Origin of the sequence: Lentzea kristufekii (genome assembly GCF_033949925.1) — a bacterium.
GTDB classification, from domain to species: Bacteria; Actinomycetota; Actinomycetes; order Mycobacteriales; family Pseudonocardiaceae; genus Lentzea; species Lentzea kristufekii.
In genome coordinates this window covers 18,849-43,328 of record NZ_JAXAVV010000039.1, presented here as the reverse complement: position 1 = coordinate 43,328, position 24,480 = coordinate 18,849, and the positions used below count along the sequence as shown (strand labels likewise).

Sequence of the window (24,480 nt, the reverse complement as noted above, 5' to 3'; positions counted from 1 at the left end):
TACCGCTGGTGGGCCGTGGAGGACGGCGATGAGGCCCGGCGGCGGCGACCCGTGCGTTCGTCGAGATCACCGCCGACCGTCACGAACGGGCGTGGACCGAAGCTCCGCGCACGCCGGAGTCCTGAACCGGCGGAGTCCCGTCAGGCGCCCGCGCCGCCGTCCACCGGCACGAGCGCGCCGCTCACCATCGACGCCCGGTCGCTCAGCAGCCACGCCGCCACCTCGGCGACCTCGTGCGGCTCGGCCATGCGTCCCGCCGGGCTCGTGGCGGTGATGTGCGCCTTGATGCCGGGAGTCGCGGCCTCCCACTGGTCGATCATCGCCGTCGCGGTGCCGCCAGGGGTGATGCCGTTGACCCGGATGCCGTCCTTGGCCCACGTCACGGCCGCGCTCTCGGTGAGGCTGTTGAGTGCGCGCTTCATGGCGCCGTACGCCGGCAGGACGGGGTTGGCGCGGCGGCTGCCGATGCTCGACGTGTTCACGATCGCGCCTCCCCCGTGCCGCCGCATGAGAGCGGCCTCGGCGGTCATGGCGGTCCAGTGGGCGCGGAAGTTCACTTCGAACTGCTCGTCGATCTCGTCGTCGGTGGTCATGTCGAGCGGGCCGGGCTGCTGGACGACCGCGGCGTTGTTGAACGCTCCGTCGAGGCGTCCGTGCAGTTCCTCGACCTGGTCGATCGCGGTGCGGATGCCGGCTCGGTCGGCGAGGTCCAGCGTGACGGCGTCGGCGGTGCCGCCCTTGGCCCGGATCTCGGCCACGATGCGGGTCAGGGTGTCGGTGCTGCGAGCGGCCAGCACCACGGAGGCGCCCTCTTGGGCGAAGAGCCGGGCGGCGGCCTCGCCGATGCCCCGGCTGGCGCCGGTGATGAGCACGATCTTGCCGGTGAGAAGTCCACTGGTGTTCGTCATGGCACCAGCGTCGGCCGTGCCCGGCGGCGGAGGCAGGCACAGGCTGTACCAGGCTGGGCCGCCACCCGCGGCCCATACTCGGGGTATGGACAAGCAGCAGCTCGGAGCGTTCCTGCGCAGCCGTCGTGAGCGGCTTCGGCCGGAGGACGTCGGGTTGACCGCGGGACCGCGGCGGCGGACGTCCGGGTTGCGGCGGGAGGAGGTGGCCGTGCTCGCGCACATCTCCACCGAGTACTATGTCCGGCTCGAACAAGGGCGGGCACCGCGGCCGTCCGCCGAGGTGCTCGCCGGGATCTCCGCGGCGTTGCGGCTCACGGACGCCGAGTCCGACCACCTCCACGTGCTCGCCGGAACGGCGCCCAGTCGCAACGGCAGGGTTCGGCGCGATGTCCGGCCGAGCATCCTCGCGCTGCTCGACCGGCTGCCGCGGACGGCCGGGTTCGTCACCTCGGCGATGTTCGAAGTGCTGGCGTGCAACGATCTCACGGCCGCGTTGATGGAGGACTTCCGCGAACTCGAACCACGGGAGCGCAACCTCGCGCGCCTGGCGTTCCTGCAACAGCGGCCGCTGTACGGGGTTTCGGATGCCACGGAGTTCCGGCACCACGTCGTCATGCAGCTGCGCAGCACGCTCGCGCGGTACCCGGCCGATCCCGCGGTGTCGGAGCTGGTCGACGAGCTGCGCGAAGGCAGTCCTGAGTTCGCCCGGCTCTGGGAGCGGCACGACGTGCAGTCAGCGGTGGTGCTCACGAAGACCTTCCGGCACCCAGGCGTCGGCGAGATCACCGTTGACTGCGACTCGCTCGCGCTCACGGACCGGGACCAGCACCTCGTGCTCTACAGCGCGCCGCCGGGCTCGCGTGACGCGGAGGCGTTGGCGCTGCTGGACGTGCTGGGAGCGGAGGAGTTCACGACCCGAAAGCCCTAAGAGGACCGAGACGTTCCCCGGTCCTCTTAGGACTGATGGTTCAGATCTTGCCCGCCGCCACGTCGGCGAGGTTCACGCGCGACGACTTGTAGTTCGCCACCGAGGGCTTGCTGTCCGATCCCGGTGCCGGGATGACCTCGGAACGGATCGGCAGGCCGTTGCCGGCGTTGACGGTCAGCACGTGCGTACCGGTTCCGCCCTGCAGGGCGGGGCCCGCGGTGAGGGTCAGCGCGGGCTGGCCCTCGGCGTCGGTCTTGCCGATGGTGACGTCCTTGATCGTGGCGACCAGCTTCAGCACGCCCGCGCGGACCTCGGCGTTGGCCGCGCCGATGAACAGCGCGTACGTGGTGTTGCTCCACAGGGCGTTGTTGACGCCGTCCTCCAGCTCCTTGCCGGTCGGGCGCGGCTTGGGCGGGGGCACCGGCAGGCCCTTCAGGCGGTACACCTCGGCGGTCGCCTCCTGGCGCTGCGCCCACGCCTTCTCCTGCTCGGCGGGACTCTGGCCGAGCGCCCAGCCGATCGAGACGTTGACCATCGCGTTCTTGGCCTGCTCCAGGTCGCCGTTCGCGGCGAGACGGGCCGCCGCCATCACGGTCGCGTCGTACTGGGTCGCCTGGTTCTCGCCCTTGGCGACCGAGGCCGACAGGGTCTTCGCCGAGTCGCCGTGGAAGGTCTGCCCCTTGTCCGTGTAGACGGTGTAGACGACGTACGGCGAGTTGTCCGGCGCGATCGTCGAGCGGATGATCAGCGACGCGTCACCGGGCTGCGCACCCGCCTTGACCTCGGAGGCCAGCTTCACCAGCGGGGAGTCGACCACCTGCGGGGCCGCGACCGGGGAGGCGGGCGGGGCGGTGCCGCCCGCCGTGCCCATCACCACTGCCGTCGCCACGGCTGCCGCGCCGACCGCGGCGACACCGGCCTTGGGCCAGGAGAACCAGCGCTTCGGCCGCACGACCGTGGCGGTGGGCTCGGCCATCGCGGTGCTCAGCGCCGTGCGGGCACGGTCGTACGCCTCAGGGCGTGGAGACGGCACGTCACGCATCTTCTTCATCAGATCCATCTCATCCATGGGGTGTCTTTTCACGTTGTCGGGACTTGCAGCAGCGCGACGACCTCGGGGGCGTCACGCAGTGCCTTGCGCGCCTGGTGCAGCAGACGACGGGCCGTGCCCGCCGGGATGTCGAGCACCCGTCCTGCTTCGGCGACCGTCAGGTCCTCCCAGGCGACCAGGCCCAGCACCTCGCGCTCGTCCGGCTTGAGCCGTGCCAGTGCCTGCCGCAGCAGTGCCTGCGTGTCCACGCGGGCGTCCACTTCGGGCCAGGGGTCCCACTCGTTCGCCAAGCGGGTGATGTCCGAGGCCGGCTCTTCCGCCGGTTCGGACCGCCAATGCCGCCGCAGCCTGTTCAGCGCGACGCCGTACAGCCAGGGCCGGGCCTCGGGGTACGAGCGGTCGTAGCTCGCCCGGGACTCGAAGGCCGCCACCCACACCTCACCGAGCACGTCCTCGGCGGTCTGACGTCCCACTCGGCGCGCGAGGTAGTTCCCGATCGCGGTCTCGTGCCGGCTGACCACTTCGACGAAGGCATCGGTGTCTCCGCTCAGCGATCTGCCGATCAGTTCCGCGTCTGACGACATGAAGCTCCTCGGGTTCGCTTCGCCTTACACCCCGTCTTTGCCAACGCGCGCCGAAACCGTTCAGGTTGCTTCGGCCGCTGACGAAGATCGCTGGTCAGCGCGTGGTGAGGAGCTGGGCGAGGCAGCTAGCCGTGGGAGCGCATTCGCCTGAGCAGGTGCTGTTCGGCGATGTCGAAGTACTTCCGCAGCGCCTCTTCCGCCGCACCGGCGGCACCACCGTCGGCGAGTTCGAGGATGTCGCGGTTGAGCTGCACGTAGTTCTCGTAGAACTCGCGCTGGTCGCCCATGTGGTGGAACACCAGGCGCATCTCCGCGAGCAGCCGCCGCACCTCCTCGTCGAGGCGGGCGCTGCCGACCAGGCCGGTGATCGCGAGGTGGAACCGCACGTTGCCGGTCGCGACGTCGCTCCAGCGTTCCGCCCGTGCGGATTCCTGCTGGAACCGCACGGCGTCGCGCACGGCCTGGCGCTTCTCCTCCGGCGCCGTGGACCACGCGGTGAGCGCACCGCCCTCGATCACCCGGCGGGCGGCGTAGAGGTCCACGATGTCCGCCACGTCCGGCGTGCGCACGAAGACGCCTCGGCTGTGCTCGTGCACCAGCAAACGTTCGCGTGTAAGAAGTCTGAACGCTTCCCGCAGCGTGTTGCGCGCGACGCCCAGTGCGGTGCGCAGTGCTTCCTCGGACAGGCGGGTGCCCGGCGGGAGATCGCCTTCCATGACACGGGTCCGGACGAAGTCGGCGACACGCTCCGCTGTGCTGACCCGGCCGAGCTCGACGCCGTCGGCGGTCAGTGAGGCAAGCCAGTCCGTGCCCGTCATGCGATCACTTTATGGGCTCGACGGTGCGGAAGCCCTTCGTCCAGTAGAACGTCGGCGTGGCAGCGGCGACGACGGCGAGCACCAGCATCGCCGGAGTCAGGCCCGCGATCTCGGCGAGGACCGTGCCGGCGACGGCACCGAACGGCACGGTGGCGACGGTGACGGCGTTGATCAGCGCACTCACCCGGCCGAGCATCGCGGGCTCGGTCCGGCGCTGCCGCAGGGACAGCAGGATCGTCGCCCACGCGGTGGCGGCGGCGCCGAAGAGGAACTGGTACACAAGCAGGACTTCGAACGGTCTGCCCAGCGACGCCGCGGGGATGAGGAACAGGGACGCGGCCGCCACGGAGGCGCACATCGCGCAGGCGAGCCCGGTGCCGAGGCGCCGGGACGCCCAGGCCGAGCCCGCCGCACCCAGTACGGCACCGAGGCTGAACGCGGACATCGTCAGGCCGACCTGACCGGGCCGAAGCAGGAGTTGCTGGTAGGCGTAGACGAAGAAAAGCGCGCCGATCCCGCTGCCCGCGAAGTTCAGAGTCGCGGTACCGAGAAGGCTGCGTCGGAGCACCAGGTCCTTGCGCAGGTAGCCGATCGCGTCGCTCAACTGCCGATGTACGGGCCGTGTGCTGTTCGTCTGTGCTTTGGCGCGCAACGCGGGTGCGGTCGCGGCGGCGATGACGACGGCCGAGGCGAGGAACGTGACGGCGTTGAGCAGGAGGGCCAGCTGTGCCGACGCCGCCGCGATGATCAGGCCGCCCAGGCCCGGTCCGGCGATGCGGACCAGGTTGAGCAGGCCGGAGCGGGTGGCGTTCGCACGGTCGAGGTCCTGCGTCAGATGGGGAATCGCGGTTTCGGCGGCGGAGTCGAACACCGCCGACGCGATGCCGAGCACGGCCGCGAGGAGGTACAGGATCCAGACCGACCGGACGCCCGACGCGATGGCGGCGGCCGCGGCGAGCAGCGCGCAGGCCCGGACGAAGTCCATGGACACCAGCACGGAACGCAGCCGGGCCCGGTCGATCAGCACGCCGCCGAACGGGCCGAGCAACGCGGCCGGCAGGAACTCCGCCACCAGCAGCAGGGTCGCCGGGCCGATGCCGGAACCGAAGGCCAGGATCGCGACCGCGGGCAGCAGCACCACCGTGATCTGCGTGCCGGTTGTGCTGATCGCCTGTGCCACCAGCAGAAGCCACCAGTCACGGGAGAACCGCTGCCGCGCGCGCATCTAGGCGACGACCACCTCGACGCCCGCCGCGCGCAACCGGTCCAGTTCCTCAGGGGGTGCCGACGAGTCGGTGATCACGACGTGGACGTCCGTGATCCCGGCGATGCGCGAGAACGCGCGCTTGCCCACCTTGGAACCGTCCGCGAGCACCACCACGCGGTCCGCCGTGCGCAGCAGGCAGTGGTCGGTGTGCGCCTCGACCTCGTCGTGCGTCGTGATGCCACCGCGCGCGTCGATGCCGTCGACCCCGAGGAAGACCAGGTCCAGGCTGATGCCGGCGAGGGCCCGGTCCGCGATCGGGCCGACCAGCTCGTAGCTCTCCGGCCGCACGCCGCCGCCGGTGACGACCAGGTCGATCGTGGGGCGGGGGCACAGGTCCGAGGCGATGTTGAGGGCGTTCGTCACGACCTTCAACTGCCTGGTCCCGGCGAGGAGGCGGGCGAGCTCGGTCGTCGTCGTGCCACCGTTGAGCCCTACCGAGTGGACGGACTCGGTGACGAACTTCGCGGCGGCCTCGGCGATCTGGCGCTTCTCCTCGCGGCGGCCCACCCGGTAGCGCAGCGGCAGCTCGTAGATGACCTCCGCCGCCACCGCACCGCCGTGGGTCCGCTTGAGCAGCTTCTGCTCTTCGAGCGACTGGAGGTCCCGGCGGATGGACGCGACCGACGTGCCCAGGTCCTCCGCGAGCCCGGTCACCGTCACCGAGCCCGCGTCCGCGAGCTTCCCCAGGATCGCCGCAAGGCGCTGCTCTTGACGCATCCGATCAGCATAACGCACGAATCATGCTCGTTTGGGCACTGCTTGAGCCCAAATCACGCAGTTTGCGTGCTCGTTATCTCGACGCTCCGCGCCAGAGCCGTCGCCTCGGCCCAGGTCGGCTGCGTCGCGACTCCCCCGGCGCCGCGCGTCGACAGCGCCCCCGCCACCGCACCGAACGCCAGCGCCGCGCGCAGGTTCCCGTCCCGCAGCCATCCGGCCAGGAAACCCGCGTCGAACGAGTCTCCCGCGCCGACCGTGTCCACCGGCTCCACGACGGGCGGGCGCGCGGTGATGCGTTCTCCGCCGGACAACGCGACGCAACCATCCTTGCCAGCCTTGACGACCGGGATCGCGCCGGTGGCGGCGAGCACAGGCAGCGGGTCCGCCGCGCCGGTGAGCGCCGCCGCCTCGGCCTGGTTCGGCAGCACGAAAGTGCACTGCGCCAACAAGTCTTCAGTCAGCTTCCACTCCCCGGACGGGTCGTCGTTCGTGTCGAGCGAGGTCGTGGCGCCACGAACGCGCGCCGTCCGGAACACCTCGGACAGACCGGCGGCGAGGCGGGGCTGCAGGAAGTACGACGCCGCGTGCACGTGCCGGGCCGCGATCTCCGGAACGTGCTCGGGACCGAAGGCGGCCAGACATCCGGGCGCGGTCAGGATCGCCCGGTCTCCCCCGGCCTGGTTGAGGCACACGGTCAACGCCGTCGGCAACGACTCGTGCCGGACGCACGCGCTGATGTCCACGCCCGCGGACTTCAGGGCGTCCAGCACGAAGTCGCCCGCCGCGTCCCGGCCGACCATCGCGGCGAGAGCGACCCCCAGACCCAGGCGCGCGGCACCGTGCGCGACGATCGCCGCAGACCCGCCGAGCGCGAGAACTCCTTGGTCCACCAACGTCTCCGCCTGCCCGTACGGAGGAATGCCGGGGGCGCCGAAGACGAGCACGTCCGGGTTCGCGTCACCGATCACGAGGAGGTCCATCAGGCGCCTCGCAGCGCGGCGGGGAGCAGGTCGCCGTGCGCGGCCGTCATCGCGGCGACGAGGTCGTCGATCTGGGTGACGGTCAGCGCGGCGGCCGTCGCCGGGTCGCACAGGGCCGCGTGCCGGACGTGCCCGGGGTCGCCCTCGACCGCCGCCGCCACGGTCAGGTCGACCACGTCGAGGAAGCTCCGGTTCAGGGCCGCGAGCTGCCGGGGCAGGGCGCCGACGCGATGCGGGTGCACGCCGAGCCGGTCCAGCGTCGCGGGCACCTCCACGGCGGCTCCGTCGGGCAGGTTGGAGATGAGGCCGTGGTTCGCGACGTTGACCTGGATCGTCCGCTGCTGACCGGTGACCAGGCTGTGGATCACCTGCGGCGCGTACTCGACGGCGTCGTCGGACAGCGGCGGCGGTGGGTCGCCGGCGGCCAGCGCGGCACGGGTCTTCTCGTAGGTGGCCACGTTCTCCGCGCTGATCGTCGCGTAGTCGCGGACCGGGAGACGCAGTCGCTCCACTTCGGACTGATGCCGCAGGTACCACGGCACGTACTCGGACGAGTGCTCGCTCGTCTCCGTCGGGTAGAAGCCGAACCGGCGGTACAGGTCGACGCGCACCCGCCGCGCCAGCTCCGGATCGGCCGCGATCGCGGCGTCGAGCGCCGGGTACAGGTCACGTCCCTCGTGCTGCCACCGCAGGATCCACGCCTGGTGGTTCACGCCGGCGGAGAGGAAGTCCACCTCGTCGTGCGGCACCCCGACCAGCGCGCTGAGGTCGTGGATGGTCCAGTGCACGGAATGGCACAGCCCTGCCACCTTGAGCCGCGGCGCGACGGTCGCGAGGTACTGGATGTTCATGGCCATCGGGTTGGTGTAGTTCAGCAGCCAGGCGTCCGGGCAGACGGCGAGCACGTCCGCCGCGAGCACGTCCAGGAACGGGAACGTGCGCAGCCCGCGGAAGATCCCGCCGATCCCCAGGGTGTCGCCGATGGTCTGGCGCAGGCCGAACGACTCCGGCACGTCGAAGTCCGTCAACGTCGCCGCGTGGCCGCCGATCGCGACCATGTTGACCACGACGTCCGCTCCCTCCAACGCTTCCCGGCGCGACAGCGAGGCGCGGACGTGCGCTCCGCCCGCCAGACGGGCCAGTGCCGCCGCGACCTCCAGCCGTTCGGCGTCGACGTCGTGCAGCGAGATGGTGACGTCGGCCAGTTCCGGGAACGACAGCACGTCGCGCAGGAGCTGCCGGGTGAACTCGACGGAACCCGCGCCCACGAAGGCGATGGTGACCATGGATCAGCCTTTCAGTACGCGGATGAGCCGAGCGACCTCGGCGGACACGGCCTCACGCCCGGCGCCGAGATAGCGCCGGGGGTCGACGAGAGCGGGGTCGTCGTCGAGCGCGGTCCGCACGCTGGCGGTGAAGTGCTTGTTGAGCTGCGTGGCGATGTTGATCTTCCACATCCCCGCGCGCACGGCCGCCGCGAGGTTCTCGTCGGCGACACCGGACGACCCGTGCAGCACCAGTGGTACCGGCACCGCCTTGTGCAGCAACGCGATCAGCTCGAAGTCCAGCTGGGCGTCGCGGCTCAGCATCGCGTGCGAGGAGCCCACGGCTACGGCGAGGAAGTCCACCGCTGTCGCTTCCACGTACGCGGCGGCGTCGTCCGGGTCGGTACGCGCGCCCGGTGCGTGCACGCCGTCCTTTCCGCCGATCTCACCGAGCTCCGCCTCGACGCCGACGCCGGCCTCGTGACACCAGCGCACGACCTCCGCCGTGCGGGCCACGTTCTCGTCGTGCGGCAACGCGGAGGCGTCGAACATGACCGACCCGAACCCGAGCTCGACGGCCTCCCGCACGAGCTCCTCCGAGGTGGCGTGGTCGAGGTGCACCGCGATCGGGGTGGCCGCGGCGGCGGCGACGGACAGCGCGGCGGCGCCTATCGGGCGCAGAGAACCGTGGTAGCGCACCGCGTTCTGGCTGATCTGCAGGACCACGGGTGCTCCGGTCTCCTCGGCCGCGGCGGCGATCGCCTCGGCGTGCTCGACCTGGATCACGTTGAACGCGGGCACCGGCGCGGGCCCGCCGATCATCTCGCGAAGCTTTCCCAACGGCATGTTCTAGTCCTCTGGAACTGGTCTGGGCGTGACGTCCGCCCGGTGCTGGTCGTAGAAGGCGCGGTCGAAGTCGCCGGCGAGCGGGGCGCGCACCGCCGCCGCCGACAACGCCACCGCCTCGGCAAGACGTTCCGGCCACGGCAGGTGCCACGCGGCGACCAGCGCGGCGACGGCGGCGTCACCGGCACCGGTCGGGTTCCCTGTGATCACCTCGGGCGGAGCCGCCGACCAGACGCCGTCGGCGGTGTGGGCGGTCATGCCGCGCGCGCCGTCGGACACGAGTGCCGCCGTGGCGCCCAGAGCGAGTGGATCGTCCACTTCGGACGCCGCCGCGAGCTCGTTCCGGTTCGGGGTGATGACGGCGGGTCCGGCGGCGGCTCCGAGGGCCAGCGCCGGTCCGTCCGCGTCCAGCACCACCGGCACGGGAGCGACGCGCACGAGCGTCGCGTAGGCGTCGTCCGGAAGCCCTTGCGGCAGTGAACCGGACAGCACCACGACGTCGGCGTCCGCGGCGAGTTCCGAGTAGTGGCCCAGAAATCCGGACCACTCCTCGGGCGTGACGACCGGTCCCGGTTCGGCGAAGAGCGTCGCCTGACCGGAGCCGGTCACGACGGTGACCGTGCGGCGGGTCTCCCCCTCGATCGGGAACATCGCCTGCGGCACACCGGATCGACTCAGGTTCTCGCGCAGCACCGCACCCGCCGACCCGCCCGAGAGCCCGGTCGCGAGCACCGGCACGCCGAGTGCCAGCAGCATCCGCGCCACGTTGACGCCCTTGCCACCCGCGCGCACGGCCACGTCGGAGACGCGGTGGGTGTCGCCCGGCACGAGCGCGCCGACGCGGTAGGTGACGTCGAGCGCCGCGTTGAGCGTGACGGTCAACGCCCTCACGGCGTGCCGTTCAGGATCACCGACCGGGTGAGGTTGCGCGGGGTGTCGGGGGTGAGTCCGCGCAGCAGTGCCACCTCCACGGCGAGCCGGTGCACCGCGACGAGTTCGGCGAGGGGGTCGCGGTCCCGGGCGATCCAGCGGCCGCCCGCCCCGGCGACGTCGAGGCCGAGGCCCTTGGGAGGGGTGCCGAACACCCAGACCAGCGAGCCCTCGTCGGTGATGGCGATCGGCCCGTGCCGGTACTCGGCGGCCGGGTACGACTCGGCCCAGCTCAGCGACGCCTCGCGCATCTTGAGCGCCGCTTCGGCGGCGAGACCGGTCGTCCAGGGCGCGCCGCCGAGGAACGTGAACTGGTTGCGTTCCACCAGGTCCGCGCCCAGCGGTTCGGTCAGGGCCTGCTCCGCGTCGCGGATCGCGCGGTCGAGCCGTTCGCCCAGATGAGCGCGCAGCAGCACCAGCGCGGTCGTGGCGAACCGCGTCTGCACGACCGAGCGCTCGTCGGCGAACTCCAGCGCGACCACGTGGTCGGCCAGCTCGGTGACCGGTGTGCCGGGGGTGCCGACCAGGGCCGTCGTCGGCACCTCCAGCCGCCGCAGCACGTCGATGACCTCGGTGGTGGTGCCCGACCGGGTCAGCGCCACGACCCGGTCGTAGCCGCGGCCGAACGGGAACTCGGACGCGGCGAACGCGTCGGTCTCCCCCAGCCCCGCGTCCTCGCGCAGCCGGGCGTAGGCCTGGGCCATGAACCACGACGTGCCGCAGCCGACGACCGCGACGCGTTCGCCGTGTGCGGGAAGAGCGGCTACGACCCCGGGTTCGGTGGCGAGCGCGACCGCCCGGCGCCAGCAGGCCGGCTGGGACGCGATCTCGGCCGTGGTGTGCAGCTGCGCGGCGGAGGTGCTGTGCATGGCGGATTCCTTTGGTTGTTCAGTCACTTGATGCCCGCTGCGGCCACCGACCGCACGAAGAACCGCTGGGCGAAGAAGAACACGAGCAGGACGGGCAGCTGGCTGAGCACCGTGGCGGCCATGAGCTTCGGCCAGTTCGTCGTGTGCGCGCCCTGGAAGCTCTGCAGTCCCAGCTGGACGGTCATGGTGTCCGGGCTCTGCACGACGATGAACGGCCACAGGAAGTCGTTCCAGGTCTGCAGGAAGGTGAGCACCGCGAGGGTCGCGAGCGTGGGCCGCATCAACGGCAGCAGCACCTGCAGCAGCGTCCGCAGCCTGCTCGCCCCGTCGATTCGCGCGGCCTCCTCCAGCTCGCGGGGCAGCGTGGTGAAGAACTGCCGCATCAGGAACACGCCGAACGCGGTGGCCAGGTTGGGGGCGATCAGCGCGCCGAGCGTGTCGACCAGTCCCAGCGACCGCATCATGATCAGCAACGGCAGCATGACGATCTGGAACGGCACCATCAGCGTCGCCAGCATCAGGAAGAACGCGACCCTGCCGCCGAGGAACCGGATGCGCGCGAAGGCGTACCCCGCCAGCGAGCAGAGCAGCAGGTTGCCGGCCACGCACACGGTGGAGACGACGAAGCTGTTGACCAGCCAGGATCCCAGTGGCGCGTCCCGCATCGCCGCGAGGTAGTTCTCCCACTCGATGCCGCTCGGCAGACCGGGAGGGAACCGCCGCGACTCCTGCTGGGTGGACACCGACACCAGCAGCATCCAGACCAGGGGCGTGACCATCACGGCGGAGAGCGGCAGCAGGACCAGGTGCAGTGCGCTGGGCCTTCTCATCGAACCTCGTAGTGGGACCGGCGGTTGAACCGCAGCTGCAGGAGGGTGGACGCGGCGATCAGCACGAAGACCGCGCAGCCGATCGCCGCCGCGTAACCGCCGTCGAAGCTCACGAAGGCCTCGTTGTAGAGGTGGTAGACGAGCACGGTGGTCGCGCGCAGCGGCCCGCCCTTGGTCGTCACGTACACGGCGTCGAAGAGCTGCAGGCCGTTGATCGTGAGCCACACCAGGAGGAAACCGGTGGCGGGTGACACCAGCGGCAGCTCGACGTGCCAGAACGACCGGACGCGGCCGCAGCCGTCCAGGGAGGACGCCTCGATCAGGTCCTTCGGCACGTTCTGCAGCGCCGCCAGGTAGATGATGACCGCGAACCCGAGCCAGCCCCACACCGTCATCGCCACCACGGCGAACAGGGCCTGACCGGGATCGGCGAAGAAGCCCTGCTTCGGCAGGCCCACGGCGTCCAGCGCCGCGTTGACCAGCCCGAACTGCGGGTTCGCCAGCCAGCTGAACATGATGCCGGTCGCGACCGTCGAGGTCACCAGCGGCACGGACACGGCGAGCCGGTACAGCACGACGCCGCGGATCCTCTGGTTCAGCATCACCGCGATCGGCAACGCGAGTGCGAGGGTGACCGGCACGAACAGCGCCACGTAGACGAGCGTGCGGCGGGCGGCGTCCCAGAACAGCGGGTCGGCGACGAGCTTCGCGTAGTTGTCGCCGCCCGCGAACGTCCCGGGCGAGGTGAGATCGGTGTGCTGGAAGGACAGCACGAACGACCACACCACGGGGACGAGCCCGAACACCCCGATGAGCACCACGGCGGGGGCGGCGAACCCCCACCCGGCCGCGTGGTCGGCGAGCCTGCGCCGGTCGAGCGTCATGAGCCCGCCAGTGCCTGGTCGACCTCACCGCGAGCCTGGTCGAGCGCGGCACGCGGTTCGGCCTGGCCGAGCAGGACCGACTGCACGGCGGTGCCCAGCACCTGCGAGATCTTCGGGTACTGCGGGATGTTCGGCCGGGACTTCGTGACGTTCTTCGCGAGGTTGTCGACGAACACCTTGGTACCGGGGTATTTGGCCTCGAACTCGGCGTAGCCGGAGAGGTCCACTTCGGACTGCCGGATCGGCAGGTGGCCGGTCTCCATCGCGAACTCGAGGTGGATCTCCGCGGAGAGCAGCCACTTCAGGAACGGCAGGGCGTTCGTGCGGCCGTTCTCGCCGAACACGACGAACGTGTCCGGGCCCGCGATGGTCGCGTGGGTGACCTTGCCCGGCAGGATCTGCACGCCGTACGACACGTCCTCGTTGATCGAACCGAGGTCCCACGGCCCGGTCCACAGCATCCCGATCCGGCCCGAGTTGAAGAGGTTGAGGTACTGCTGGTCGCCCGCGTCGAGGTACACCGACTTGTCCGTGACGGCCATGTCGCGCAACAGCTGCATTGCTTGCGCGCCGGCGTCCGAGGCGAACGCGGCCTTCTTCCCGTCCGCGGACAGCAGGTCGCCACCCGCCTGCCAGAGCAGCGCGAGGAACCGCCACACCGTGTCCTCGGTGCCGTCGTTGACGTACGCCCAGCCGAACCGGCCGTCACCGCTGAGCTTCCGCGCGGCCGACCGGAAGTCCTCCCAGGTCCACGACTCGGCCGGGTGGGCGATCCCGGCCTCGTCGAACAGCTTCTTGTTGTAGACGAGCGAGAGGTTGTCGACGAGCGCGGGAACGCCGTAGATCTTCCCGTTCACCGTGGCGGCCTCGCGGCCCGCCGGGAAGAGGTCGTCCCAGTCGAACGCCGCGTCGCCGCGCAGCAGGTCGGTGAGGTCCTGCGTCTGCGGGCGGCCGGTGAGCCCGGTGATCGAGGAGCCGTACTGGTAGGCGACCTCCGGCGGGTTGCCCGACGCGAACGACGCCAGCGTCTTCTGCAGCGCGTTGTCGTTGCCACCGTTGAACACCAGCTCGACCTGCTGATCGGGGTGCGTGGTGTTCCAGCGCGCGGCGAGCTTGTCGAACGCCGCGGCCTCCTTGTCGGTGTAGCCGTGCCACACCTTCACCTTGCCGTCGCCGCCGGAGCCCGTTCCGCAGGCCGCCGTCATGACGAGTGCGGCACCCATCGTCAGCACCGTCCGGCGACTCAGCCCTCTGCCGTGTGCCATGTCGACTCCTCAGGGGTGGGGGGCGGCTCTGTGGTCGGGGACCCTAAGCGGAAATCGCTCAAACAAGCAAGAGTTGTGACCGATTGAGATTGCTTTCTGGCCCGGAGGGCGTCTTCTCGCTACAGTCGCTCATACCCAATCACCGCTCGTGAGCGATCAAGGAGTCAGGCGCTTATGACCTCCCCTGCGCGCGCCCTCACCGGGACCGCCCTCGCCGCGCTCGCCCTCGCGGCCTGCGTCGCCGGGCCACTGGCCTCGTCCAGTCAGGCAGACGGCATCTCGGCCGCGGCCGTCGAACTGCCCCCTGTGGGCGCGGTGCTCGACTACCAGCTCGGTGCCGCGTACACGCCGCCACAGGGCGTGAACCTGGTGACCCGCGACAGCACCGCCTCGCCCGCCGCCGGCGTCTACACCATCTGCTACGTCAACGGGTTCCAGTCCCAGCCCGCGGATCGCGACGTCTGGCTGAACCAGCGCGGTCACCTGGTGCTCAAGGACTCGTCCGGCAGGCCGATCATCGACCCGAACTGGCCGGACGAGTTCCTGCTCGACACGTCGACCTCCGCGAAGCGCACCGAGCTCGCCTCGATCATCGGCCGCACCATCGACCAGTGCGCCGCCAAGGGCTTCAAGGCCGTCGAGGTGGACAACCTCGACTCCTACCTGCGTTCGCGCGGCAGGCTGAGCGTGAACAACAACCTCGCCTACGCGAAGCTGCTCGCCGACCGCTCGCACGCCAAGGGCCTCGCGATCGGTCAGAAGAACTCCGCCGAACAGGCGGCCCGCGGACGCTCCGAAGTCGGGTTCGACTTCGCGGTCTCCGAGGAGTGCCACCGGTGGGAGGAGTGTTCGTCCTATTCGGACGTGTACCTCGAACACGTGATGGACATCGAGTACACCGATGACCTTCGCGGCACGTTCGAGGACGTGTGCAACGACCCGGACACCCCTGCCACCACGACGTTGCGCGACCGCTACCTCGTCGGGCCCGGCCAGTCCGGGTACGCGTTCGACCACTGCTGACGGGACCGGGGTGGCGGTGCGCGCCGCCACCCCGGAGCTCAGCCGATCAGCACTTCACCCAGTAGTTCGGCGAGGTCTGCCGGATGGCGCTGGTGGTGAACGTGTTCCACAGCCCGAGCGGCTGGTGGGAGCCCAGCGCGTAGGTCTGTCCCAGCGTGGCGTAGGCGCGGCCGGCAACGGTGTGGGCGTAGTTGCTCGCGGTGACGCACTCAGAGGTCGGCGGCGTGGTGGTCGTGGTTGTGGTTGTTGTGGTGGGCGGTGGTCCTGCGGCGCTCAACGCCTTGACCATGTTCACGACGGCCGTCATCTGCGGGCCGGTCTTCAGCGCGTACTGGGCCGACTGGTAACCCCACCAGTCCCAGCAGCCGCGCGGGTTTCCGGTCATCGTGGTGGCCTGCGGGTAGAGCACGATCACGTTGTTGGCGTCGGCGTACTCGTTGAGATACGCCTTGTCCATCAACGCGTTGCCGATCAGCCCGAAGTACTGGTAGCAACCGTGAAGCGTCACCATCAGCTTGCACGGACCCGTCTCGCACGACCGTGGCACGTAAGCGAAACCCTCGCGTCCCATGCTGATCGACGCCGCGTTGCCACCGGGCGCGTAGGCGTTCTGGTCGAACTGGACGAGCTTGCCGGACAAGGTCGAGGCAGCTGCGTTCACCGGACCGGTCAGGTGTGCCAGCATCTCCCTGACCACGTCGGTCCCGCACTTGTTGACGTACGGCGAAGCCGTGGCACCGCAGGCGTTCGGGCCGATCGGGCTGACCCAGGCGTGCCCGGCCGCGGTGGTGTTGTTGTAAGCGACCCGTGCACCGAAATCGCGGTAGTAGGTGGCGAGGTCGTCGTTCACCACGCGGGCGACGGTGTCGTCCGCGCTGCCGTGGAACAGCCAGACCGGGTCGCCCGAGAGGTTCTGCGGCGGATCGACGCTGCCCGTCGCCGCCCGGTTCCTGGTCAGCTGCTCCAGCTCGGCGGGCGTCTTGCGGGCTTGGAAGGTGTCCATGCACGCGAGCAGCGCGGTGTTCACGTTGTTCTGCGCGCAGTCGTAGGCGCCGGCGGAGAAGATGCCCGCGCCCTGGAAGACGCTCGAATACGCGACGTGGAGCTGGTTGGCGAGGTAGCCGCCGGACGACACGCCGCTGACGTACGTGCCGGTGATGTCGTACTTGGTGAGCGTGCCGGGCTGCGGTGGCGGGACCGCCGCGAGCGAGATCGACAGGGATGCCGCGGCCAGGCCGGTGGCCGCCGCCAGTGCCACGAGCGCGTTCCTCAATCGCATGTGTTCGCCTCCGTCATTGCAGGCAGGACATGTGATCGAGGTTAAGAGCCGGTAACTGGACGGCACCACGTGTGAGGTCACCACCTCGCGCGCTCACCAGACGTCGAACGACCCCATTGACTAGCTTTGGCGTCATGCGGACGTTCAGCCAGGTCGACGTGTTCACCGACGAGTTCACCAAGGGCAACGCGCTCGCGGTGGTGCATGACGCGGAAGGCCTGACCACCGAGCAGATGGCGGCGTTCGCGAACTGGACGAACCTCGCGGAGACGACATTCCTCCTCCCTCCGGAGAACCCGGCCGCCGACTATCGGCTACGAATTTTCACGGTGAGCCGCGAGCTGCCTTTCGCGGGCCATCCGACGCTCGGATCGGCCCACGCGTGGCTGGCCGCCGGGAACACGCCGCGGGACCCGGACCGGCTCGTGCAGGAGTGCGGTGCCGGGCTGGTGGAGGTGCGCCGAGACGGCTCGCGACTGGCGTTCGCCGCCCCGCCGCTGCTGCGCGGCGGCCCGGTCGAGGACCACGCGGCCCTCGCCGCGGCGCTGGCGATCACGCCGGAGGAGATCGCCGGCGCGCAGTGGGCCGACAACGGGCCGGGCTGGGTCGCCGTGCTGCTGCACTCCGCCGCGGCCGTGCTGGCACTGCGGCCCGACTACCAGCGGTTCGGTGAGTTCACGGGCATCGGGGTGGTCGGGCCGCACCCCGACGGCGGTGAGGCGGCGTTCGAGGTGCGGGCGTTCATCAACGAGGGCGGCCGGTTCGAGGAGGACCCGGTGACGGGCAGCCTCAACGCCTCGATCGCGCAGTGGCTCATCCCGGCGGGGATCGCCCAGCAGCGCTACGTCGCGGCCCAGGGCACTGCGCTCGGCCGCCGGGGCCGGGTGCACCTCTCGCAGGACGGTGGCGAGATCTGGGTGGGCGGGAACTCCGTGCTCGGCATCACCGGCCGGGTGGTTCTGTGATCGTCCTTTGAGGACTTGTACCCTCTCCGGCGGGTTTCAAACGTTGTTCTTGATCAGCTTTCGATGAGACAATTCGAGTGTGGTCACGGTTTCCAGCTGGTTGCGTGCGCCGTGCCCCGCGCTTGTCGTCGACGCCGTCGGTGCGGTGCACGGCATGAACGACGCCGCCAGGTCACTCCTCCCCGAACAGGTCCTGCCGTCGCAATGGCGGCATGGCGAGTCCGTGCACATCGCGGAGCGCACCTACACCACGCACCGAGTGGACAATGAGGACGATTCGGTCACCTGGTGGCTGCTCGACGAGACCGACCTGCTGCTGGAACGGGAACGGGCCGCGTTGCTCACACGGGTGTCCAGCGCACTGATGACGTCGCTCAACCCCGAGCGGTGCATGACCGTCGTGGCCGAGATGGCCGCCGAGCACCTCGCGGACGAGGTCCTGGTGATCGCGCCGCGGTCGGGCGACGGGCACCCCGTCACGCGCTGCCGCCGGGCTGAGACGCCGACGTACGAACTGCGGCACGTCGACGTCGAGACCGTGATCGGGCTCAGCGAGGCGCTGCGCGGGTTCCCGCCGGTGCCGTCGCGGTGGATCGACCCGGCCGCCGCACCGGAGTGGCTGGCGAACGACGTGGCGTCGATCGTCGTGACGCCCCTGCCCGGGCACGGGGTGCCGGCGGGCGCGTTGATCCTCATGCGCCGCAGCGGGCACTTCACCGAGGACGAGGAGGCGTTCGCGCGGCTGTTCGCCTCGCGGGCGGGCGTGGCGATCTCGGCGGCGAGCCTGTTCACCCAGCAGGCCGTGATCACCGACCGGCTGACCCGCGACCTGCTGCCACCCGCGTTGCGCCGTTACGAGCACGTCGAACTGGCCGGCCGCTACCGCGCCGCGGCCGACACCGAACGCGTCGGAGGCGACTTCTACGACGTGCACGAACTGCCGGACGACGAGCTGTTCGTCGTCCTCGGTGACGTGTGCGGCAAGGGACTGGACGCGGCGGCGCAGACCGGCAAGGTCCGCACGGCCGTGCACGCGCTCCTGCAGGTCGTCACCGACCACGACAAGATGTTGCACGCCCTCAACCAGGCACTGCTCACGACGGACAGGTCCCGCTTCATCACCACCGTCGTCGGCACCGTGCGTCCGGTGGACGACGGTCTGCGCTTGACGCTGACCTCGGGCGGGCATCTGCCGCCGCTGATCGTGCGGGCGAACGGCGAGATCGAGGCGGCGAAGACCAAGGGCACGCTCGTCGGCATCCTGCCGCGGATCATGACGTCGACCGACGAGGTGGTGCTGGCGCCCGGTGACTCGTGCCTGCTCTACACCGACGGCATCACCGAGGCCCACGGCGGCCCGCTGGGCGACGAGGAGTTCGGCGAGGACCGCCTGCGCCGTGCCCTGACGGCCTGCGGTGGAATGCCGGCCGAGGCGCTGGTCGAGCACGTGCACATGCTCGCCGCGCAGTGGGTCGGCCAGGGCGAGCACGACGACATGGCGGTTCTCTCGATCACCGCGCCGCGCAGGAGGACTCAGTGAGCACTGTGGCGACCACGGTCGACTCCCTGTGGGAGGCCGCGTTCGCCGGCGACGAGCACCGCGCGACGGACGTGGTGCTCGACGCCGCCGGCGAACTCGGCCACGAGACCGTGCTGCTCGAGGTGATCGCCGGGGTGCAGCACCGGGTCGGCCGGGAGTGGGCCGCGAACCGGATCAGCGTGGCGCAGGAGCACGCGATCACCGCCATCAACGACCGCGCGGTCACCGCGCTGTCGATCACCCGGCCACGGCAGCAGCCGGAACACGGCCGCGTGCTGGTGGCCTGCGTGGACGGCGAGTGGCACGCGCTGCCCGCACGGTTGCTCGCGGAAGTGTTGTCGTTGCGCGGTTTCGCCATCGACTACCTGGGTGCGCAGGTGCCCACGCCGCACCTCATCACCTACCTGCACCGCACGGGTCCGGACGTGGTGGCGCTGTCCAGCTCGATCGCCACCAGGCTGCCGGTGGCGCACTCCACGATGACGGCGTGCCAGGCGACCGGCGTACCGGTGATGGTGGGCGGCGCGGCGTTCGGCACGGACGGTGCGTACGCGCGGCGGTTCGGCGCGAACGCCTGGGCGGCCGACGCCCGGTCCGCGGCGGACATGCTGCTGTCCCGGACGCTGACGGCGCCGGGCACACCCCACCAGCCCGTCGACGACCTGCCGCACCTGGCCGACCAGGAGTACACGCTGGTGTCCCGCAGCGCGCGCGACCTCGTGCGGTCGGTGTACCGCGGACTCGAGGAACGCGTGCCCGCCATGCGGTCCTACACCGACGAACAGCGGCAGCACACGGCCGAGGACCTGGCGCACATCGTGGACTACCTCGCGACCGCGCTGTACGTCGACGACGACTCGTTGTTCCACAACTTCCTCAAGTGGACCGGCGCCGTGCTCGACGCCCGCGGGGTGCCGGCGCAGGTGCTGGAACCCGCGCTGGAACTGTTCGCCACACAGCTGCGCGACTTCCCGCGCGCGCGGCGAATGCTCACCCAGCAGGCCAGTCCACTGTCCGCGTAGACGCACAGTAGTCCTTTGTGGACGGTTTTGGTGCACTGCGCGTGCTCGGCCGATCGCCCTTCGTGTTAGTGGATTTCATTGTCCACAACAGCCTTGTGTCCAATAGATTTGAAATGTTTTCATCTCGCCCATGGACATGGGGACCTTCACGCCGCTCGCCGCCTACGCCGTGGCGTTCCTCGGCTCCGTCCTAGGTCTCCTGTCCGCGGAACGAGCACGACACGCGACCAGGACGACGCGCAACTGGTGGATCGGCGTCGCCGCGGTGTCGATCGGCGGGCTCGGCATCTGGGGCATGCACTTCACCGCGATGCTCGGCACCTGGATGGGCGCGAACGTCGCCTACGACATCCCCATCACGTTGCTGAGCATGATCGTCGCCATCGTGGTGGTCGCCGCCGGCCTGTTCCTGGTGCGCCGCTACGGCATCAACGGCGACACGCGCTTCTGGCCACTCGCCGCGGGCGGGCTCGTCACCGGGCTCGGCGTCGCCGCGATGCACTACACCGGCATGTCCGCGATCGTGATCAACGCCGACGTCAGCTACAACCCCGGCCTCGTGGCGCTGTCCATCGTGATCGCCGTCGTCGCCTCGACCGTCGCGCTGTGGTTCACGCGGAAGGTCAGTGGCCTGTTCGCCGTCATCGGCGCCGCCCTGGTGATGGGCGTCGCCGTCACCGGCATGCACTACACCGGCATGTACGCCATGAGCATGGCGCACGACCACAGCGCGTCGGTCGTCGTCGGCAACTCGCAGGAGCTGATCACGTCGCTGATCATCGGCGGGGCCGGCGTCAGCGTGATCATCATCTTCCTGCTCGCCCTCACGGCGTCCGACGAGGAGAGCCGCGAAGAGGCCGAGCTGCTCGACCGCGTCATGCGGCGCACCAGCCAGGGCTGAACCTCACCTGAGGTGCACCAGCACCATTCCGTCGTTGCCGGGCGCGACCTCCACCCGCCGGTAGAGCTTCTTCACGTGCGGCTGCTTGAGCATCGCGAGCACGCGGCTCTTGAGCTTGCCGGACCCCTTGCCCGTGATGATCTCGACCAGCGGCACCTTCTGCCCGGCCGCGCGGAACAGCGCGTTGCGGACGGCCTGGGCGATGTCCTGGTCGCTGCGGAAGATCGGGTGCAGGTCGACGGTCAGCTTCTCCAGGCTCACACCACGCATTCTGCCTGAGCCGCGCGGGGCATCAGCGCGAGTCCGGCCAGCGCGCCGCCCGCGGTGACCACGCAGGCGACCACCACGGCGGCGGACAGCGACACCGTCTGCGCGAGCAGCGGTCCCGCCAGTGCGCCGACCAACGTCGCCAACGCCTCCGCGGTCAGGAACACGGCGCTGATCCGGCCGAGCGCCTCGTTCGGCACTGCCCGCTGCAACGCCGTTTGCGGTGTCACGAGCGTCATCGAGCCGAACACGCCGATCGCGACACCGGCGGGCAACGCGACGACCAACGAGGTCGAGCCGAAGAGCACGAGGAACGCCACGGCGGTGGCCAGCTGGCTCGCCGCGAGCAGGAACCTCGGCCGCACCCGGTCGACCAGTCCGCGGATCGCCACCGCGCCGAGCAGGAACCCGATGCCGAGCGCGGACACCACGAGCCCGATCTGTTCGCTGCCACCGAGTTGCCGGATGCCGAACGGCACGAGCAACGCGCTGAGCGAGGCGTTCGCCGCGAGGAACACCGCCGTCAACGGCAGCAGTGCCATCGCGATGGGCAAGCCCCGCAACACTTTCCAGCCACCGGCGAGGTCGGCCGGCACCCGCTTGTCCACCGCCTGCGCCGTGGTGCGCGTGGCCGCGATCACGGCCGCCGAGACGAGGTAGCTCGCGACGTCGATCCAGATGAGCGCCGGGAAGCCGGCGAAGGTCAGGATCACCGCGCCCAGTGGTGGCGCGACGAGGCGGACCGTGCCGTCGACGGCGGCGTTCAGCGAGTTCGCGCTGCTCAAGCCGCTGCCGGTGCCGACGATGGCCGGGATGTGGGCCTGCGCGGCCGGGCGGAACAGCACGGCGCCGGTGCTCTCCGCGATCAGTGCGGCGTAGACCAGCCAGAGCGAGTGTCCGGCCGTCGCGCACAGCATCAGCGCGACCGCGGCGGCGCGGAACAGGTCCGCGGTGATCATCACCCGCCTGCGGTCCCAGCGGTCGGCCACCACGCCCGCGATCGGGCCGAGCAGCAGCGGCGGCAGGTACTCGGCGACCAGCGTGAGACCGGTCGCGAGCAGGGAGCCGGTGAGCGCGTACACGTGGGCCGGGATCGCGATCACCAGCAGCCACGAGCCGAGCAGGCTCACCGTTCGTCCGGTCCACAGCAGCCGGAAATCGCGCACCTTCAGCGCTTCGAGCACCGCCCACCCCCAGGTAGTAGTCTGACAGAATAAGAGCGTCGATCGAAGTGTTCTGTCAAGATAGGAGCGGTCGTGCCGAACGAGCCCATCGGGCCGAGACTGCGCGCGCTGCGGCAGGCGTCGGGCCGCACCGTCGCCTCGGTCGCCGCCGACGCCGGGCTGTCCGTGCCCTACATCGCGAACCTGGAGAACGGCCGGGGGAACCCGACGGCGAACGCGTTGGGCAGGCTCGCTTCCGCGCTCGGCACCGAGCTGTCGATCGGGTTCTCGTCAGACCCGCCGGCGACGACCGGGCCCACGCCTCAGAGCGTGGTGAAGTTGAGCAGGAGCAAGCGTTTCCGGGCGACCGCCGCCGCTCTCGCCGAGAAGTCGGGGCAGGATCCCCAGGACGTGGCCGCGCGGCTGATCAGCGCGTGCGTCCTGCTCACGGAGGCGCTCGGGCACGAGGCGGGCGAGCACGACTGGTGGCGGGTGCTCGACGCGCTGGTGCTCATCGCGGAGCACCCGGCGTGATCACTGGCTGCTGATGCTCGCGACCAGGTTGATCGTCGTGGCCAGCACGCCGGTGCCGAACAGGTACGACAGCAGGGCGTGCTTCAGTGCCGTGCGGCGCATCTCGCGGCCGGACAGGCTCGTGTCGGACACCTGGAACGTCATGCCGATGCTGAACGCCACGTACGCGAAGTCGCCGTAGTCCGGCGGTTCGGGCTGGTTGAAGTCGATGCCGCCGTCGGCGCCGTAGTAGTAGAGGCGGGCATAGCGCAGGGTGAAGATCGTGTGCACGACGGTCCACGACAGCACCACGGACAGCACGCCGAGACCGACGTGCAGCAGTTCGGACGCACCGGTCGTGTGTGATGCGCGAGCCAGTACGAAGCCCACGGACACAAGGCTCGCCAACGCCGCCACGATCAGCAGGACTTCGGTCACCCGCCGGGCGGGGTCGTTGCGGACGGCGTGCTGGGCGGTCTCCTCGGCGTCCATGGGCCAGACGACCAGCCACGCCCGCACGAGGTACACCAGGGTCGCGACGTCCCAGCCGACCAGCAGGCCGAACTCGCCGTGCCCGGTCAGGGTGACGGCGAGGCCGCAGACGAGGCCCGCCGCGAGCGCCACCACGACCTTGGTGCGGTCCAGCACGAAGCCGTCCGGCATCGGGCGGGACGGCAGGTCAGCCGGCACGCAGCGCCGCGTCCACGTCGAGGTACAGGTCGAGGGTCTCGTTCAGCGTGGTGGCCCGCAGTGCGCGCAGCACGCTGCCCCTGGGCGACACCAGGCGCAACGGGACGCCGCGGTCCTCGCCGAGCAGGTGGTACTCCACGAGCACCGAGAGGCCTGCGGACGCGAAGAACTCGACCGCGCTGAGGTCCAGCACGACGGGGAGCCCCGCGCCGAACGCCTCGGAAAGCTTGTCGCGCAACAGTTCCGCGGAGTAGGAGTCGACCTCGCCCTCAGCGCGCAACACGACCGCGCCGGAGAGGTTCTCGGACTCGACCTTCAACGGCGTCTCTTCCACCTCACGCCTCCCAAGCCTGAGTCAACGCTCGCCCGAACAGTTCGGCCGGCTGCGCACCGGCCACCGCGAGACGTCCGGCGACGACCACGAACGGGACGCCGGAGACACCGATCTCACGAGCGCGCTGCTCGTCGGCGCGCACCTCGTCGGCGTACACCGCGGGGTCTTCGAGAACGGTCTTCACGTCGGCGGCGTCGAGGCCGGCCTCGGTCGCGATCTCGGTCAGCGACTCGGGCGTGAACAGCGACCGCGCCTGCCCGAAGTTGGCGTGCAGCACGGCGTTGAGGACCTCGGCCTGGACGCCGCGCTCCCCCGCCAGGTGCAGCAGCCGGTGCACGTCGAAGGTGTTGCCGACCTCGCGGTCCAGGCGGTATTCAAGTCCCTCGTCGCGCGCGAGCTGGGCGACGGAGTCCTCCATCTCGGCGGCGCGCGGGCCGAACTTGGTGGCGAGCATGGCCTGCACGGACTCGACGCCCTCCTTGCGCGGATCCAGCTCGAACGCGCGGTGCACCACGGTGACCTCGGCGCGGTGCTCGAACCCGGCCAGCGCCTTCTCGAAGCGCGCCTTGCCGATGTAGCACCACGGACAGATGACGTCAGCCCAGAACTCGACCTGCATCGTTCGATCATGTCACGCCCGC

Annotated in this window: 27 protein-coding genes; 7 read left to right on the top strand and 20 right to left on the bottom strand. The window is 70.4% G+C overall.

Annotated features, from left to right (window positions below):
• Positions 1 to 140 precede the first annotated feature (140 nt).
• Positions 141 to 908: an SDR family NAD(P)-dependent oxidoreductase gene (locus tag SK571_RS43535; RefSeq protein ID WP_319989972.1), complete on the bottom strand. Its 768-nt coding sequence runs from the start codon at positions 906 to 908 to the stop codon at positions 141 to 143.
• Positions 909 to 993: 85 nt separating this feature from the next.
• On the opposite strand from SK571_RS43535, the gene SK571_RS43530 reads away from it, so the two are divergent.
• Positions 994 to 1,836 (top strand): helix-turn-helix transcriptional regulator, encoded by an 843-nt coding sequence (locus tag SK571_RS43530; RefSeq protein WP_319989971.1) that lies wholly within the window; start codon positions 994 to 996, stop codon positions 1,834 to 1,836.
• 40 nt (positions 1,837 to 1,876) lie between these two features.
• Here the strand turns inward: SK571_RS43530 and SK571_RS43525 are convergent, their stop codons facing one another.
• From SK571_RS43525 to SK571_RS43465, 13 genes are all read right to left on the bottom strand, one after another.
• Entirely contained in the window at positions 1,877 to 2,905 is a 1,029-nt protein-coding gene (locus SK571_RS43525; RefSeq protein WP_319989970.1) for a hypothetical protein, read from the bottom strand.
• Positions 2,906 to 2,916: 11 nt separating this feature from the next.
• Positions 2,917 to 3,471, bottom strand: a complete 555-nt coding sequence (locus tag SK571_RS43520; protein ID WP_319989969.1) for an RNA polymerase sigma factor — start codon at positions 3,469 to 3,471, stop codon at positions 2,917 to 2,919.
• A gap of 125 nt (positions 3,472 to 3,596) precedes the next feature.
• On the bottom strand, positions 3,597 to 4,289 hold the full coding sequence (locus SK571_RS43515; RefSeq protein ID WP_319989968.1) for a GntR family transcriptional regulator: 693 nt from the start codon (positions 4,287 to 4,289) through the stop codon (positions 3,597 to 3,599).
• Positions 4,290 to 4,293: 4 nt separating this feature from the next.
• Positions 4,294 to 5,514 (bottom strand): MFS transporter, encoded by a 1,221-nt coding sequence (locus SK571_RS43510; RefSeq protein WP_319989967.1) that lies wholly within the window; start codon positions 5,512 to 5,514, stop codon positions 4,294 to 4,296.
• A complete protein-coding gene (locus tag SK571_RS43505) occupies positions 5,515 to 6,273 on the bottom strand; it encodes a DeoR/GlpR family DNA-binding transcription regulator (protein WP_266035322.1) in 759 nt (252 codons plus the stop codon).
• Between the two features lie 53 nt (positions 6,274 to 6,326).
• A complete protein-coding gene (locus SK571_RS43500) occupies positions 6,327 to 7,253 on the bottom strand; it encodes a carbohydrate kinase family protein (protein WP_319989966.1) in 927 nt (308 codons plus the stop codon).
• On the bottom strand, positions 7,253 to 8,539 hold the full coding sequence (gene melA, locus SK571_RS43495) for an alpha-galactosidase (RefSeq protein WP_319989965.1): 1,287 nt from the start codon (positions 8,537 to 8,539) through the stop codon (positions 7,253 to 7,255). Before melA ends, SK571_RS43500 begins: the two co-directional genes overlap by 1 nt.
• A 3-nt stretch (positions 8,540 to 8,542) precedes the next feature.
• On the bottom strand, positions 8,543 to 9,364 hold the full coding sequence (locus SK571_RS43490; protein WP_319989964.1) for a class II fructose-bisphosphate aldolase: 822 nt from the start codon (positions 9,362 to 9,364) through the stop codon (positions 8,543 to 8,545).
• Positions 9,365 to 9,367: 3 nt separating this feature from the next.
• The gene (locus SK571_RS43485) at positions 9,368 to 10,255 is read right to left on the bottom strand and encodes a 1-phosphofructokinase family hexose kinase (protein ID WP_319989963.1); all 888 of its coding nucleotides are present in this window, start codon (positions 10,253 to 10,255) and stop codon (positions 9,368 to 9,370) included.
• On the bottom strand, positions 10,252 to 11,163 hold the full coding sequence (locus SK571_RS43480; RefSeq protein ID WP_319989962.1) for an SIS domain-containing protein: 912 nt from the start codon (positions 11,161 to 11,163) through the stop codon (positions 10,252 to 10,254). The genes SK571_RS43485 and SK571_RS43480 overlap by 4 nt, the downstream gene beginning before the upstream one ends.
• Positions 11,164 to 11,186: 23 nt before the next feature.
• Complete coding sequence (locus SK571_RS43475) at positions 11,187 to 11,993, bottom strand: carbohydrate ABC transporter permease (protein WP_319989961.1); 807 nt, start codon at positions 11,991 to 11,993, stop codon at positions 11,187 to 11,189.
• The gene (locus SK571_RS43470) at positions 11,990 to 12,877 is read right to left on the bottom strand and encodes a carbohydrate ABC transporter permease (RefSeq protein WP_319989960.1); all 888 of its coding nucleotides are present in this window, start codon (positions 12,875 to 12,877) and stop codon (positions 11,990 to 11,992) included. The genes SK571_RS43475 and SK571_RS43470 overlap by 4 nt, the downstream gene beginning before the upstream one ends.
• Complete coding sequence (locus tag SK571_RS43465; RefSeq protein WP_319989959.1) at positions 12,874 to 14,142, bottom strand: ABC transporter substrate-binding protein; 1,269 nt, start codon at positions 14,140 to 14,142, stop codon at positions 12,874 to 12,876. Before SK571_RS43465 ends, SK571_RS43470 begins: the two co-directional genes overlap by 4 nt.
• A 174-nt stretch (positions 14,143 to 14,316) precedes the next feature.
• Here SK571_RS43465 and SK571_RS43460 point away from each other — a divergent pair, with 174 nt between their 5' ends.
• Entirely contained in the window at positions 14,317 to 15,165 is an 849-nt protein-coding gene (locus SK571_RS43460) for an endo alpha-1,4 polygalactosaminidase (protein ID WP_319989958.1), read from the top strand.
• Positions 15,166 to 15,211: 46 nt separating this feature from the next.
• Here the strand turns inward: SK571_RS43460 and SK571_RS43455 are convergent, their stop codons facing one another.
• Positions 15,212 to 16,444: an extracellular catalytic domain type 2 short-chain-length polyhydroxyalkanoate depolymerase gene (locus SK571_RS43455; RefSeq protein WP_319989957.1), complete on the bottom strand. Its 1,233-nt coding sequence runs from the start codon at positions 16,442 to 16,444 to the stop codon at positions 15,212 to 15,214.
• Between the two features lie 134 nt (positions 16,445 to 16,578).
• On the opposite strand from SK571_RS43455, the gene SK571_RS43450 reads away from it, so the two are divergent.
• The 4 genes from SK571_RS43450 to SK571_RS43435 all read left to right on the top strand — a co-directional run bounded on the left by SK571_RS43450 (position 16,579) and on the right by SK571_RS43435 (position 20,872).
• Positions 16,579 to 17,409 (top strand): PhzF family phenazine biosynthesis protein, encoded by an 831-nt coding sequence (locus SK571_RS43450; RefSeq protein WP_319989956.1) that lies wholly within the window; start codon positions 16,579 to 16,581, stop codon positions 17,407 to 17,409.
• 79 nt (positions 17,410 to 17,488) lie between these two features.
• Positions 17,489 to 18,949: a PP2C family protein-serine/threonine phosphatase gene (locus SK571_RS43445; RefSeq protein WP_319989955.1), complete on the top strand. Its 1,461-nt coding sequence runs from the start codon at positions 17,489 to 17,491 to the stop codon at positions 18,947 to 18,949.
• Positions 18,946 to 19,971: a cobalamin B12-binding domain-containing protein gene (locus SK571_RS43440; protein ID WP_319989954.1), complete on the top strand. Its 1,026-nt coding sequence runs from the start codon at positions 18,946 to 18,948 to the stop codon at positions 19,969 to 19,971. Before SK571_RS43445 ends, SK571_RS43440 begins: the two co-directional genes overlap by 4 nt.
• A 130-nt stretch (positions 19,972 to 20,101) precedes the next feature.
• Positions 20,102 to 20,872 carry an MHYT domain-containing protein gene (locus SK571_RS43435; protein WP_319989953.1) on the top strand — a complete coding sequence of 257 codons (771 nt, stop codon included), beginning with the start codon at positions 20,102 to 20,104 and terminating at the stop codon, positions 20,870 to 20,872.
• Positions 20,873 to 20,875: 3 nt separating this feature from the next.
• On the opposite strand, the gene SK571_RS43430 is transcribed toward SK571_RS43435, so the two are convergent.
• Both SK571_RS43430 and SK571_RS43425 read right to left on the bottom strand, forming a co-directional pair.
• Positions 20,876 to 21,133 (bottom strand): Smr/MutS family protein, encoded by a 258-nt coding sequence (locus SK571_RS43430; protein ID WP_319989952.1) that lies wholly within the window; start codon positions 21,131 to 21,133, stop codon positions 20,876 to 20,878.
• Positions 21,130 to 22,323, bottom strand: a complete 1,194-nt coding sequence (locus SK571_RS43425; RefSeq protein ID WP_319989951.1) for an MFS transporter — start codon at positions 22,321 to 22,323, stop codon at positions 21,130 to 21,132. Before SK571_RS43425 ends, SK571_RS43430 begins: the two co-directional genes overlap by 4 nt.
• A 72-nt stretch (positions 22,324 to 22,395) precedes the next feature.
• Between SK571_RS43425 and SK571_RS43420 the strand changes: the two genes are divergently transcribed.
• Positions 22,396 to 22,836 carry a helix-turn-helix domain-containing protein gene (locus SK571_RS43420; RefSeq protein ID WP_319989950.1) on the top strand — a complete coding sequence of 147 codons (441 nt, stop codon included), beginning with the start codon at positions 22,396 to 22,398 and terminating at the stop codon, positions 22,834 to 22,836.
• Here the strand turns inward: SK571_RS43420 and SK571_RS43415 are convergent, their stop codons facing one another.
• From SK571_RS43415 to SK571_RS43405, 3 genes are read right to left on the bottom strand one after another with little or no spacing between them, the layout of a single operon-like run.
• The gene (locus SK571_RS43415) at positions 22,837 to 23,505 is read right to left on the bottom strand and encodes a DUF1345 domain-containing protein (protein ID WP_319989949.1); all 669 of its coding nucleotides are present in this window, start codon (positions 23,503 to 23,505) and stop codon (positions 22,837 to 22,839) included. It abuts the gene before it with no gap.
• Positions 23,495 to 23,839, bottom strand: coding sequence for an STAS domain-containing protein (locus SK571_RS43410; RefSeq protein WP_319989948.1), 345 nt, complete (start codon positions 23,837 to 23,839; stop codon positions 23,495 to 23,497). The genes SK571_RS43415 and SK571_RS43410 overlap by 11 nt, the downstream gene beginning before the upstream one ends.
• A 1-nt stretch (position 23,840) precedes the next feature.
• Positions 23,841 to 24,458 carry a DsbA family oxidoreductase gene (locus tag SK571_RS43405; protein WP_319989947.1) on the bottom strand — a complete coding sequence of 206 codons (618 nt, stop codon included), beginning with the start codon at positions 24,456 to 24,458 and terminating at the stop codon, positions 23,841 to 23,843.
• Positions 24,459 to 24,480: the final 22 nt, after the last annotated feature.